The organism is Massilia arenae (assembly GCF_008014745.1).
Classification (GTDB): Bacteria; Pseudomonadota; Gammaproteobacteria; order Burkholderiales; family Burkholderiaceae_D; genus Telluria; species Telluria arenae.
The window spans coordinates 1-13,379 of sequence record NZ_VPFD01000006.1 but is presented as its reverse complement, the minus strand read 5'-3'; the positions used below and the strand labels follow the sequence as shown (position 1 = coordinate 13,379).

General features: G+C 55.6%; 12 protein-coding genes and 1 pseudogene. 4 read left to right on the top strand and 9 right to left on the bottom strand.

Annotation, left to right across the window (positions count from 1 at the left end; translation table 11 throughout):
• Positions 1–144 precede the first annotated feature (144 nt).
• The 3 genes from FVD38_RS07490 (at position 145) to FVD38_RS07480 (ending at position 2,366) form a co-directional block, all read left to right on the top strand.
• Complete coding sequence (locus tag FVD38_RS07490; protein WP_147934244.1) at positions 145–726, top strand: hypothetical protein; 582 nt, start codon at positions 145–147, stop codon at positions 724–726.
• 110 nt (positions 727–836) lie between these two features.
• A complete protein-coding gene (locus FVD38_RS07485) occupies positions 837–1,763 on the top strand; it encodes a cation diffusion facilitator family transporter (RefSeq protein ID WP_147934243.1) in 927 nt (308 codons plus the stop codon).
• An 18-nt stretch (positions 1,764–1,781) separates the two neighbouring features.
• The gene (locus FVD38_RS07480; protein WP_147934242.1) at positions 1,782–2,366 is read left to right on the top strand and encodes an SIS domain-containing protein; all 585 of its coding nucleotides are present in this window, start codon (positions 1,782–1,784) and stop codon (positions 2,364–2,366) included.
• Positions 2,367–2,504: 138 nt separating this feature from the next.
• On the opposite strand, the gene arsH is transcribed toward FVD38_RS07480, so the two are convergent.
• From arsH to FVD38_RS26775, 6 genes and pseudogenes are all read right to left on the bottom strand, one after another.
• A complete protein-coding gene (gene arsH, locus FVD38_RS07475; protein ID WP_147934241.1) occupies positions 2,505–3,221 on the bottom strand; it encodes an arsenical resistance protein ArsH in 717 nt (238 codons plus the stop codon).
• Positions 3,214–3,639 carry an arsenate reductase (glutaredoxin) gene (gene arsC / locus FVD38_RS07470; protein ID WP_147934240.1) on the bottom strand — a complete coding sequence of 142 codons (426 nt, stop codon included), beginning with the start codon at positions 3,637–3,639 and terminating at the stop codon, positions 3,214–3,216. The genes arsH and arsC overlap by 8 nt, the downstream gene beginning before the upstream one ends.
• Positions 3,640–3,648: 9 nt before the next feature.
• Positions 3,649–4,929 (bottom strand): arsenic transporter, encoded by a 1,281-nt coding sequence (locus FVD38_RS07465; RefSeq protein WP_147934239.1) that lies wholly within the window; start codon positions 4,927–4,929, stop codon positions 3,649–3,651.
• A gap of 89 nt (positions 4,930–5,018) precedes the next feature.
• Positions 5,019–5,498, bottom strand: a complete 480-nt coding sequence (locus FVD38_RS07460) for an arsenate reductase ArsC (RefSeq protein ID WP_147934238.1) — start codon at positions 5,496–5,498, stop codon at positions 5,019–5,021.
• 31 nt (positions 5,499–5,529) lie between these two features.
• Entirely contained in the window at positions 5,530–6,030 is a 501-nt protein-coding gene (locus tag FVD38_RS26780; protein WP_229493505.1) for an arsenate reductase ArsC, read from the bottom strand.
• A gap of 201 nt (positions 6,031–6,231) precedes the next feature.
• Positions 6,232–6,405: pseudogene (locus tag FVD38_RS26775) on the bottom strand (helix-turn-helix domain-containing protein); the annotation flags it as partial.
• A gap of 274 nt (positions 6,406–6,679) precedes the next feature.
• Between FVD38_RS26775 and FVD38_RS07450 the strand changes: the two are divergent.
• Positions 6,680–7,930 (top strand): MFS transporter, encoded by a 1,251-nt coding sequence (locus FVD38_RS07450; RefSeq protein ID WP_147934236.1) that lies wholly within the window; start codon positions 6,680–6,682, stop codon positions 7,928–7,930.
• Between the two features lie 43 nt (positions 7,931–7,973).
• Here FVD38_RS07450 and FVD38_RS07445 read toward each other — a convergent pair whose 3' ends face one another.
• From FVD38_RS07445 to FVD38_RS07435, 3 genes are read right to left on the bottom strand one after another with little or no spacing between them, the layout of a single operon-like run.
• Complete coding sequence (locus FVD38_RS07445; RefSeq protein ID WP_147934235.1) at positions 7,974–9,170, bottom strand: tyrosine-type recombinase/integrase; 1,197 nt, start codon at positions 9,168–9,170, stop codon at positions 7,974–7,976.
• Positions 9,171–9,194: 24 nt separating this feature from the next.
• On the bottom strand, positions 9,195–11,420 hold the full coding sequence (locus tag FVD38_RS07440; protein WP_147934234.1) for a S8 family peptidase: 2,226 nt from the start codon (positions 11,418–11,420) through the stop codon (positions 9,195–9,197).
• 6 nt (positions 11,421–11,426) lie between these two features.
• The gene (locus FVD38_RS07435; RefSeq protein ID WP_147934233.1) at positions 11,427–12,512 is read right to left on the bottom strand and encodes an AAA family ATPase; all 1,086 of its coding nucleotides are present in this window, start codon (positions 12,510–12,512) and stop codon (positions 11,427–11,429) included.
• Positions 12,513–13,379: the final 867 nt, after the last annotated feature.

The window sequence follows — 13,379 nt, the reverse complement described above, 5'->3', positions numbered from 1 at the left end:
ACCCGCGTAAAGCTGTGTACCCGGCGGTGTGAACAGCACACCGCCTTTCGAGGGGCGAGTCAGCGGTATGTGCCGGCCTCTACAGATGCACTCATGTTTGGCTCGCCCATGCACTCCGCTCGGCCCATCAGGGAGAGGTCGATTATGCGTTTGACACCAAGTGGGATCGAGGTGGTTTTGCCGCATCTTGTGCGGGGAACGAGTGTCCTGTCACTGGCGTGGACCGCTTACGGCGCCATATTTTGGGAGAGCTTTGCGCTCGCTGCGAGTGCCCTGTATCAAATTGCCGTCATCATGCTTTGCGACAATAAATGCCGGTGCGCAGTTGGCAAAGAAGAGGAGGCAGGTCGGGACGGAAACATACGACTTGTCGTTGTCGTCGTTTTGCTAATTCCAAGTCCGTTTCTTGCAGGAGGGGCCATACATGCTTTTAATCATGTCTCGAACCTCCTGCCAAGCGATTTGATGCCACTCGCAATATGCGCGTTCACGGCCGGCGCATTGCGCGCGCTGTACGGTTGTTTATTGTGCGAACAGCGCGGTGCGATGTTCGTGGTCAAGGCGGCGGTCGCTTTATTACCCTTTGTCGCCCCACTGGTGGTGGTAGGTTTGATTACGGCAGGGTTCGACAATGTAGATGCGGTAACTGGCATTGCTCTGTTGCTGATCCTGCTCCTGGGCGTGCTTGCGCCGCAAGTAGTTCACATCAGCCGGCTTTTCAACTGAGGTAAGGATCGGCCTGTACGCAAATAATTGCGCGCCGCTGCGCGATGCGATGCAAAGACCGGCGGTCGGTCCAGTGTCAACTTAAAAATGTAAGATATTGAGGAGATATCATGGGTTCAGGGCATTCACATTCGCACGCCATTTCACCTACACAGAACGCTCGTCCTCTGTGGATAGCACTAGGGCTGACATCGTCGTTTCTGGTCGCTGAGCTCATTGCCGGGATCATGACGAATAGCCTCGCCTTGATTTCCGATGCTGCGCATATGTTCACAGATGCCGCCGCACTGGCGATATCGCTGGCCGCAATTCACATCGGGCGACGTCAGGCCGACGCAAAGCGTAGCTTTGGGTACTATCGTTTCGAGATCCTGGCCGCAGCCCTCAACGCGATTCTGTTGTTCATGGTGGCCATTTACATCCTTGTTGAAGCCTGGAAGCGGCTGCAGGATCCGCCCGAGATAGCCTCTGGCGCCATGCTAATCGTGGCGGTGCTCGGCCTGGTGATCAACTTGATCAGTATGCGGCTCCTTTCTGCCGGTAAGGATGCTAGCCTGAACGTGAAAGGCGCTTATCTGGAAGTATGGAGCGACATGCTCGGATCGATTGGCGTGATCGTCGGTGCGCTTGTGATTCGCTGGACCGGCGCCACCTGGGTCGATTCGCTGATCGCTGTGGCCATTGGACTGTGGGTGTTGCCGCGCACTTGGATTCTGCTCAAAGCAAGTTTGAACGTCTTGCTCGAAGGTGTACCTGAAGGCATCGATTTAGCTGATGTGAAAACCAAGATTCTCGCAGTGCCAGGCGTTGCAAGCGTCCATGACCTGCACGTGTGGGCCATCACAAGCGGCAAAGTGAGCTTGAGCGTGCACATCGTTTGCGATCCGGGGCATGTGGATCTTGAAGCGTTACTGATCTCGGTCCGTCATGAAATCGCAGACGAATTTCACATCCACCATTCGACAGTGCAAGTCGAGCGCACGCCCTGCGAGCAGGCCACCGAGGTCCATGGCTTCGAGCCATCGCCAAGTCACTGATTTTATAAAGAAGAGCATATGATTGAACATATCAAGAATGGACTGACCGAAGCGCGGCACGCCCTGGACTTGTTCGTGAACGACGCAACCAAGCTGCAAACCGTGGCTGACGCCGCACAGGTGCTGGTGACATCGTTCGGCAAGGGAGGAAGGGCATTTTCTTGCGGGAATGGCGGTTCAATGTGCGACGCCATGCATTTCGCGGAAGAACTGACAGGACGCTTCCGTCGTGATCGGCCCGGGATCGCCGCAACCGCAATTAGCGACCCAACTCATATCACCTGCGTTGCAAACGACTATGGATACGATCAGGTGTTCGCCCGTTACATCGAGTCCCATGGTCGTCCGGGCGATGTACTGCTCGCGATCAGTACGAGCGGGAAAAGCCCTTCCATCCTGGTCGCGGCCCAGATAGCGCAAAAGCTTGGTATGCTCGTGATTGCTTTGACAGGGACTGCTGGCTCGCCATTAGAGGACTTCTCAGACGTCTGCATCAGCTGCCCGGGCGGCAATTTTGCTGACCGTACTCAAGAGCTACACATCAAGATCATCCATATAATGATCGAGTTGGTCGAGCGCGAACTGTACCCCGCAAATTATTAGCCCCGTATCGGACGAGTACGAAGGCCAAGTCGACATTGCGCTTGCATTGGCCAGATACAAGGGATTAGCATCGTCGATGCCAGAAACGACATAGGCTGTTGCCCTAACGCGAATCTTGAGCTGCCAGTGCTCAGAGCCCTAGATTCGCTCGATCTGACGATCGATAGCCTTCATCGCTCGCTCGTTCCGTTCACTGTACCGGTTCGTCAGATAATCTGTATGTCCACGCATCAAAATTGTGATCTTGAACAATTCTTCCATGACGTCGACGACGCGATCATAGTATGCCGACGGGCGCATACGACCGCCTTCATCGAATTCTTTGTACGCCATTGGCACAGAGGATTGATTCGGTATAGTGAACATTCGCATCCAACGGCCGAGAAGTCGTAGGGTGTTCACAACGTTGAACGACTGCGATCCGCCGCACACTTGCATGACGGCCAAAGTTCGGCCTTGGCTAGGGCGGACGCCCCCTTGTTCCAATGGAATCCAGTCAATTTGGTTCTTCAACACCGCCGATACTGTCCCGTGCCGCTCAGGGCTGCACCAAACATGTGCCTCCGACCAAAGGCAGAGCTCGCGCAGTTCGACTACCTTCGGATGATCTTCCGTAACGCTGCCGACCATTGGAAGTTCTCTAGGGTCAAAAATCCTGACATCTCCGCCGAAGTGCCGCAGAATCCGAGCTGCTTCTTCGGTCAAGAAACGGCTAAATGAGTGTTCGCGCAGTGAGCCATATAGCAAAAGGAACCGTGGCGGGTGGTCCATGTCAGGAGCTGATGCGAGCTTTTGCAGGGTTGGGACCTCGAGATGGTCGCCTTGAATATTGGGAAGGGTTGCGATTTTACTCATGATGAATTTGTCCATTGACGTCTATTACGTGCTGACCGTCCTCTTTCGTAAACGCTCCTTGCTGTGGTTCGCCAAGAATGTCGAGCACCAGTTCAGACGGCCGGCACAGCTTAACGCCCGCAGCGGCAACTACGAAAGGACGGTTGATCAAGATGGGATGGGCCAGCATGGCTTCCAACAACTGGTGGTCGCTTAATTGCGGATTGTCCAGTTCGAGCTCGAGATATGGAGTTCCTTTCTGGCGGATGGCTTCGCGTACGGTTAGACCAGCATTGGAAATCAATCTTCCAAGAGTGGCGCGGTCAGGAGGGTCCCTCAAATAATCGACCAACGTCGGCTCAATGCCGGCGTTGCGGATCAGGCCAAGGGTGTTGCGCGACGTTTCGCAAGCAGGATTATGGTAAATAATGACACTCATGATCGATCCTTATGCTAGGCGTATCGCTAAAGCGGCTAACGTGAGCAGCAACACGGGTAGCGTAAGAACGATGCCAACACGGAAGTAGTAGCCCCAGGAGATGTGAATGTTTTTACTGTCGAGCACGTGTAGCCATAGCAGAGTCGCTAGGCTTCCGATCGGCGTGATCTTGGGGCCAAGGTCGCTACCGATGACGTTGGCATAGATCATTGCCTCTCGCACGACTCCTTCAGTGGCCGTAGCATCGATCGACAGTGCACCGATCAGCACGGTAGGCATATTGTTCATGATGGAGGAGAGGCCTGCTGTAATGAAGCCCGTACCCAGGGCTGCGCCCCACACGCCGTAACTCGCGCAACGCTCGAGCAACGCCGTGAGATAGTCGGTGAGACCCGCGTTACGCAACCCATAGACGACCAAGTACATACCGAGCGAAAACACCACGACCTGCCACGGCGCGTCGCGCAGCACTTCGCGCGTGGAGATGCGATGACCGCGCGCTGCAACTGCCAACAGCATCACTGCGCCTACTGCAGCTACTGCACTGATCGGCACGCCGATCGATTCAAGCCAGAAGAAACCGATCAATAGCAGTGCGAGGACCCACCAGCCAGTAATAAAAGTTGCCCGGTCATGAATTGCCTCATGTGGGCGTTTCAACTGCGCCAGGTCGTAGTTGGCCGGAATATCTCGTCGGAAGAACAGTAGTAGAGCGGCCAACGTTGCGATGACCGATACCACATTGACTGGCACCATCACGGCCGCATATCGCGCGAAGCTGATGCCGAAATAATCGGCCGAGACGATATTGACCAGGTTAGAAACCACAAGCGGCAAGCTGGCTGTGTCGGCGATGAAGCCCGCGGCCATTACGAACGCAAGCGTCGAGCGTGCATTAAAGCGCAGCGCACGGAGCATGGCGATCACGATTGGCGTGATGATCAGTGCTGCCCCATCATTGGCAAAGAGCGCTGCGACGGCAGCCCCAAGTAGGACCAGCATCACGAACAGTCGCTTGCCGTTCCCGCCACCCCACCGCGCGACATGTAAGGCCGCCCATTCGAAGAACCCGGCCTTGTCGAGCAGCAGGCTGATGATGATGACTGCTACAAAGGTGCCGGTCGCATTCCAAACAATATTCCAGACTACTGGGATGTCGGCGAGGTGAATGACACCCGCCAGAAGCGCAACTAAGGCGCCAATCGATGCGCTCCAGCCGATTCCAAGACCACGAGGCTGCCAGATGACAAAGATGAGAGTAACGAGAAAAATCAGGAATGCGATCAGCACGGGTGATCCCGGAAAAGGTAATGGTCGGGTTGATGGTTGCGCGGCAGGCCAGGGCAAACTGCCACAGCCGGCCTGCGGTTACTAATCGGTCAGGTGCCGATGGTGCCAATGCGGTCCAGTTCTTCTTTGAACCGAACCCGGTCATCTTTCAGCTCTTCCAGCGGAAGCGACAAGAATGCCTTGATGCGTGCATTAATGATGTCGTAGGTGTGCTCGAACGCTGACTCGATCTCTTCCTCTGTTCCGACCACGTGGCCGGGATCGTCCAGTCCCCAGTGCGTTCGGATCACCTGTCCCAAGTAAGCCGGGCAGGTTTCGCCAGCAGCATTGCTGCACACGGTCACGACAACATCAGGAGTGACCGGCAGATCATCCCAAGACTTGCTGTAATAGCCTTCTGTCGAGATGCCCTTGTTATGGAGTAACGCCACTGCGCGCGGATGAAGCTGCCCGGCAGGCTGACTGCCTGCGCTGATGGCCTTTAGGCCAGCCGGTGCGAGATGGTTGAAAACGCCTTCGCTCAAGATCGAGCGGCATGAGTTGCCAGTGCAAAGAAATAGGATGTTCATGTGAGAATGGTCGTTGGGTCAAAAAAAAGGGTCAAACTGGTGTAGAGCCAATGCCGCTGACCTGCGCCTGGATTGCATTTTTCTCGAGCATATTGAGCGGCAGACTCGTGAACAGATTCATCCTGGTCAGGATCTGCCTGTACACCTTGTTAAATGCGGCTCGCTTTTGCTCATCAGTACCTGTGACAGCGGCGGGATCTTCGAAACCCCAATGTGCCGAGATGGGATGACCAGGCCAGATTGGGCAAACTTCTCCTGCCGCGTTGTCGCACACCGTAAAGACAAAATCCATATGCGGCGCGTCGGCCTGGCTGAACTCATCCCAGCTTTTGCTACGCATTTGAGTCACGGCGTAACCGGTACCGCGTATTTGCTCGAGAGCGATTGGGTTGACGGCGCCGGTCGGGTGACTGCCAGCCGAGTACCCGCGAAAACGCCCCTTGCCCATGGTATTGAGCAGTGCCTCTGCCATGATGCTGCGAGATGAATTGCCCGTGCACAGAAACAGCACGTTGTAGATCTTGTCTTCCATGATTTCTCCAGGTCGATTAACTGCTTGCATGAGCGAAGCTGAGGTAGCCGCGCTATTTGTCCAAAGAGCGGCGCCTACTGGTCCGCAGGGAATGCCCTTGCAGCAATCTTCGCTGAGGTACTCAACCAAGCCACCCATCGTGTCCAGGTTTGCCGTGTAGATAATTGAACGACCCGCCTGACGAGGACTGACGAGACAGGCGTGCGTGAGTTCCTTCAAGTGAAACGAGAGCGCCGGAGGCGTAATGCCGAGGTGATCGGCGATCTTGCGTGCGGCAAGACCTTCTGGGCCGACCTGAACCAGCAGGCGAAAGACGTCGAGCCTGCTCTCTTGGGCGAGCGCAGCCAGCGCGCCGAGTGCGGATTTTTTCTGCATGCCTAGGCAACCTTCAAATGTTCAACAACTTTTTAATTATTGCATGTTTTTTGGGGAAGATTCAACGTATATTGAACTATTCTTGTGCAAATCCAGCATGTGCGGCGGAAGGCTGGGAACGGCCTGGCTCTCGGCAGAGCGGAGCACTGGTCGATCACGTGATCATCCTGAAACTGGCGATGTTGTAAGAAAATGGGCACATGAAGCTGGTCGTGACAGACACGCTCTGACACCTGACAGCAGCTTGCGGTGTAGGCAAAGCTATGGAGAAATCGTGACAGCGCAATGGCGTATGATCGGCATCCTTGCATGCACGCAAATTATCTCGTGGGGCTCGATGTTCTACGGATTCAGCGTCATCGCGCCCGAGATCGAGCGAGAGACCGGGTGGAGCAGTGCGCTTGTGTTCGGGGCTTATTCCTGGAGCTTGCTCGCAGCTGGCGTTGCCGCGACACCTGTGGGCATGTTGCTCGACCGATACGGTGGCCGCTCAATCATGAGCATTGGCTCGGTTGTTTCCGCCATCGGTTTGTTCGCACTTGGCATGAGTAAGACGCCTGCCACTTATATCGTTGCATGGACGATCATTGGCTTGGCGATGAGCTTGACGCTGTATGAGGCGGCTTTTGCCACAATTAATCGTCGTTTTGCCCTGCAAGGTCGCAAAGCGATATCGATGCTCACACTGTTTGCTGGCTTCGCGAGCACGGTGTTCTGGCCGCTCACTCAGGTGCTTGATACGTCGCTCGGGTGGCGCGATACCTATCTGCTTTACGGGGCCTTTCACCTGGTGATTTGCCTGCCACTTCACATGCTACTCGGTAAGGAGCAGGTAAGGCAGATTTCGCGCCAGAACGCACACCGTGGACATACGCTTTTTGAAGCAATACGCCATCCGGCGTTCTGGAAGCTCGCGATTGCTTTCGCTGCCAATGTGCTCGTGTTTTCGGCCCTGTCGGTGCATCTGTTGCCCCTGTTGCAGGAGCTCGGGCATAGCGCCGAACTGGCCGTTATGATGGCCATGTTGATTGGGCCCATGCAAGTCGCCGGCCGGGTACTGGAGCGGACGGTCGGGCGTAATTGCATTCCTCAAGCGGTGGGTATCTTTTGCTTTGCGACACTCCCTGCCGCACTAACAGTTATCGTGCTTTTTGGTGAGCAAGCGTGGGCCGTTGCGGCTTTCTGTGTCATTTACGGACTGAGTAATGGGATAATTACGATCGTGCGTGGCACGTTGCCTCAAGCGCTCTTCGGCAGTGAGAATTATGGTTCCATCGCAGGTGCCATGGCGGCGCCGGCGTTGCTGGCCAAAGCGGCCGGCCCCGTCGTAGCAGCTCTGATCATGGGCAGGCAGTCAGACCCTTCGATCATATTGTCGATCCTGCTGGGCGTGGCGGTACTGTCCCTTGTGGTCTATTTACTGGCGATCAGGGAACCGGTCGAACTCAAGCTAGGTATCGCTTCCTTACCGACGCCCGGGGCAACTTCGCCGGTAGCATCGAAAGAACATGAGTCCGGCCTATAAGCTTGTGGGAATCAGAGGCAGCCTGGCTGACTATCCTTGGTCCTTACCAGTTTGCCCGGTGCTTGTCTTGCGTATCGTTGTGTCGGTTGTCATCGGGCGCGTGTAGATACCCACTGGTAGTGCTGATCGAAGCATGACCGAGATTGTCCCTGACGTGCCGCAAGTCTACGGAATTATTGGCCATATGTGAACCCGCCGTATGCCGCAGCCAATGCGCAGATGCCTGGCTGATTCGATGAGCAACATGCGCAAACTCTGGTCCCTTGAGCTTGATGCGCTCGGACGTCATCGCGAAGACTGACTTGACGATGTCGTGGATCCCGCCGCGGCTCATCGCTTTGGGCTTGCCACCGATGGGCAGCAGCAGCGGCGTTGACTCGCCAGATACAGGCAGAGCAGGGTAGTTCAGTTCACGCCGGTATCGCCCGAGCTCAATCATTAACTCATGGGTCGCCGGGACTAATCGTACCTTGCTACCTTTGCCGAGTATTTCAAGCCACCACCGTTCGGCGCCGTCGCGGTCACGCCTGCAGAAGAAGTTGCCCATGTTGTTCTCGGCAATCTCCGAGATACGTAGGCCGCAAACATAGAACAAGGTGAGCAGCCATCTCAACCGAAGATACCGTTCACGCTCCCTTGGCGTCTCACGCGGCATGGCGTCGATCGTGGCTTTGACCTCCAGCCACAATTCATCGTCAAGATAGCGTTCAATGCGCGGCGCCCGCGCACGGCCACGTTGGCGGGAAAGTGAAAGCGGGTTGCCTGCCAGGTACCCCGCACTGACGAGCCAGGAGAACATCGATGCGAGGATGATGCCTGCCTGTCTTTGACTTGACACCGACAGCGGCCCTGCAAACGGGCGCCAGCGCGGATCATTGCGGGAATGTCGCCGATTCTGCGCACTCACCCACATATCCCGTGGGATAGGATTGCCCAGGAATGTCTGGTAGGCCAACCAATCCTCGTGTGCCAGAGAAGACAAGGGCTTACCACGCTCAAGCACACACCAGAACAGTAGCCGCTCAGCCTCCTTTCGGTAGGCATCGAACGTTGTTTGCTTGTGGGTGAAATTCGCGAGCCAGGCCAGCACCGCAGCAACGTCGGTGTTTGCGCCAATTTGCCTCGGCACATTCCACTCGCGGTTGGTGCCAAGTGATCCATCCAGATCGCGTGACACCGACATCACCTCCATGGGAGAAACGGGAAATGCTTCGAGGACGGTGGCGATCTGTTCGGACATCAAAAATTTACTCTGACACAGGAATTAGCTAGATCGAGGTTTGCCGGTGCCGCTCTGAAGACGCACCTCTTGACGAATCTCGACAGGTTGCAGCGTCTGGTAGCGCTGTCGAATATTATTGTAGACGCCAGGCGTGTCTTCAGCGGCGACTGTTACAACCATTGCGTACGGTAGTGGCGGCAGCGAGGCGTTGTCGACGCTTTGTCCGTCCTCCCGAGCGCCGTACGTGATGTCAAAAAGCGGATCGTCTAGCGTGTCGACGTTAAAGCGATGTTCATGCTTGAGCGTCGTCTCCCATTTTTGCTCGTCGGTGCGCGCCTCTAGTTCGGTCGTGTACATCTTCGACGACGAGAAAAACGGCATCGTCTTCTTCGATGTCTTCTTCGGACGCAGCAACACCGTCAGTCCGGCGCGGGTGTAATTCACCGCATGTTCTGGATCGGTGTGACTTGCGAAGCATAGCGTGGCGCGAAGAGTTACCTTCCCATTTAGCGGAAGGGAAGGGAACGGGATGAGCGCCCGCGGGTTTTGACCAGCCTGCAGGGTACCTTGGTAAATAACCCTGACTTCGTTGTCCTCGCACGTCAGGACCTCATCGACACTCTGGGGAAACCGGCCATGCCCGACATGGCTCATCAACATCTGTTTAGGTCGGCTGGCGTGGTGCGACATCAACGCACGAACAGCCAGAACGCTCAGTGGTGAGTTCAGCGACACTTTCACGCCGATCGCCGTTCGCAGGGTCGCTGGAGAACTGAAACTCGTGCCTGTCGTGTGAGCGTATTGCCCGCTGAGAGCATTGTAGACAGTGAAGGGCTCTTCTTCCGAGCCACCAAAGGCGACGCCATCAGGTTTGATCATGCCCGGGCTGCGGCCGGGGCCGTGTGAACTATAGGGCGCACGCGCCCAAGACGACGATGTCACGTCGCTCGCGCCCACGGCCAGCGCGTTGACCATATCGGACGGGGGCTGTACCCGGCACTCGGGCCATTCCTTCTCGCCATCATTACCAACCGCGATAGCTGCTAATGTGTTGCCCGAGGCAAGGTGACTGTCTATCAGTGCTGTCCACGGGTGAACTTCATCATCGTCCATCGGCATATATGGCCCGATGCTGAAGTTCAGGAAGTCATATTTCTCGGTCTTCAGAACATGGTCGATATTCTTGAGTACGTCGTAGAGATCGACGTCGGGCACATTATCCGAGAGCTGCAACGATGGACTGATGCAGCGGTAATGATGCACGTTTGCATAAGGACGCGGGAACTGCTCACTCTCTTCGTCAAGTGGTCCGAACAGCAGAGCGCTTGTCACACCGTTGCCGTGATTGAGATAGGCTGCCGAGGTCGTCTCTGCACCTGGCAAGATTGTCTCTTGTACCCACCGGCCCAGGTCGGTGTGACCGATGCCGCCGTCGAACACTGCGACCTTCAGCTTGGTGTCAATCGCAGGTTGCTCAGTTAAAGCGGGCGCGACGACGCTCGAGCTACGCATGTCCCTGCCGCCGATACGTAATGACGGCATCACCCGCACCGCCCGCACAAATTGGAACGCTGCCAGATCCTGCGCTTGCGCGGCCGCCAGGCGCACTGGAATGAATGTCAGGGCAGATACGCACAGTGCACGTGATACTTCAGCTGCTCCCCCTAGCGAGGCGACGTAGGATGCGAACGCTTTGATGATGTCGGCATCCTCGACAGCGGCGTGCAGGACAACCTCAAGCGAGGCCAGTGCTCGATCCGAATTCCTGGCAAAGTTTTTGTCCGCGGCACTGAACTCTTCCATGAGTTCGAATCGACAAAATGCCTTCTGCTGCGTTTCAGACATTTCTTCCGAAAAAAGCATTTTCTTCAATTTGCTGAATGCCACTTCGGTACCTGCGACATACAGCGCTGCGGTGAAGGTCTCTTCACCCGCACGCTGGCGGCTGCTCGCGACGTCACGCGGCACTACGCGGGCTGACCGGCTTCCTACGCAACGCAAGCCGCTTGCCTTGAGCAGGTTATTGGGGTGATGTGTTTTAGCGAGGAAGGCGGGATGTAACGTGAACCTGGCAACGGACTCGCCGCGAGGCTTGAGAGCCGGCGGCTGTGCATGATAGTTGTTTAGCAAGAGGTCAAGTTGCTTGCCAAGGCATTCTCGCTGCTGCGCGATGTTATACGGGTACTTTTTAAGTCCCGATCCGCGCTTGAGCGTGAAAGGCTGCGTGAGCGTCTCGCCGTATCCCAAAATGATGTTCGTTGCCGCCATTCTTGATTACTCCCCGAGGTAACGTTTGATGACACTGCTCACTGTAGGATGGGTTTTCCCCAGCCGAGATGCGATTTCCCGTCGCGATAGGCCTTCCAGATGCAGCAGAAGCATCTCGCCTTCATGCGGTTTAACCATGTCGCCTTTCCTCATCCTGAGCTGCAAGGCATTCTTGACCAGAATCGGTACGAGCGCCGATTGCTCGAGGAGGGCGCTTTTACGAGACGAATGGATGAGGTGGCCAATCGAGCTGAACGATTCCCCGTGCAGCAGCGCAGCCAGATTCCGGCGGATGTTCTCGCCCATCGGCAGATCCTGCAAATACTCCACGATCAACTCGGGTGAAGGGGGCTCGAACTGGACGACGTGATCGAACCGGCGCCACACTGCAGGGTCGAGGAGTTCACCGTGATTCGTTGCCGCAATTAACAGCGAGTTCGCCGGCCAGTCGTCGAGGGCCTGCAACAGCACGTTGACCAAGCGCTTGAGTTCGCCAACATCGCTGTCGTCGTCGCGCCGCTTTGCGATCGCATCGAACTCATCGAGTAGCAAGACGCATGGTCGAGAGATGGCATGATCGAAGACAGCGCGTACATTGTTGCCAGTTTTCCCGAGATAGCTGCTCATGACCGTCGCCAGATTCAACGTCAGCAAAGGCAGCTTGAGTTCTTGTGCCAGCCAGTGTGCAGCGAGCGTCTTGCCAACGCCAGGCTTGCCACAAAATAGCAACATCCTTGCCGGCGCCAGGCCTTCCTGCATTAGCAGATCAAGGCTGCGCCATTCTTTCATTACGCCTGACAGCACGCTGTCAACCGTATTGCTAAAGACAGGCCGTTTTGGCAAAACCACTGGGAAAATGGTTTCTACAAGCTCCATTCGGGAGTCAGCATCTACTGGCGTTGGGACGAAGTCGCCGGTGCCGCGCATGACATTGTCGACTGAGAGGAACTGGGCGAGCTCTTGGGCTAGCGCCAAGTCGGTCTGTTTGAGTTTCGAAGCAAACCTACCAACGGCGAGTGCGAACGCGCTACGCGAACCGGTCATTCCCGACTGAACAACCTTTACCAACTCTTTTCTCGGGAAACTTTCCACAACAATCCTTATTTATCAACTAGTTACATCATGTGGTAAATATCTATGCGTTGATTTTATCCTATCCTTTCCACCAAAGCCATGCTTTTATCGTCGACCAAGACGCAAAAGAGCTGGCGGGCTAACGAGTGCCGCGCCCATGACGAAAACACTCGACATAATGGTAATAATGTCTAAAACCACATCCACTGATGAAATCGGTTAATGTGAGTCTGTCGTGGCGATTCACGAGGGTTCACCTGACTCTTGCCATCAGTTGTCATTGAGACTATGGCGACTTTTGCAATCGTACCGGATTCGCGAACCAAACGACATGCGCATCGCGCCAATCGGTATCGCTTGTCATATCGTCGACAAGATGATGCGGCCCTCGTTCAGCGAAGGCTTGCGCCTCAACGTTAGTCGCGAGAAGCTTCCGGATTGGATTTGCGATGCACTCAAGCATGAGGTGCCGCTCTGGTCGTCGTGCTCTCACGTCGAGGTTTTCCCAAGACGTGAAAGTCACATCCAAATTAAATGAACCGCTGATTAGGCAATTCGTCGACTTTCTGCATTTAAGGAGGGCGCACGAATCCGTGCCAGATGGGTGCAAAACCTGATCTTTATCTACAGTTATACGGTCGACGTGAGCGCTGCGCCGTCCTGTTGTCCATATTTATCCCGGTGCATATGCGTTGCAACTGAACTCAAGGGGGCGTACAGGGCTGTGCGATGCAGATCGGTACTTGCGTCTGCTTACCACCACGCCGCTTTGAGCGCCCATCCGAGCAATCGGGATGAATCGCCCCGGCTTTCGTGGAGGCCGGTTAGTGTGAGTCAGGCCGGGATGGCTTGACCGCTCAGTTGCTTGTAATAGTTTGCCTCAGC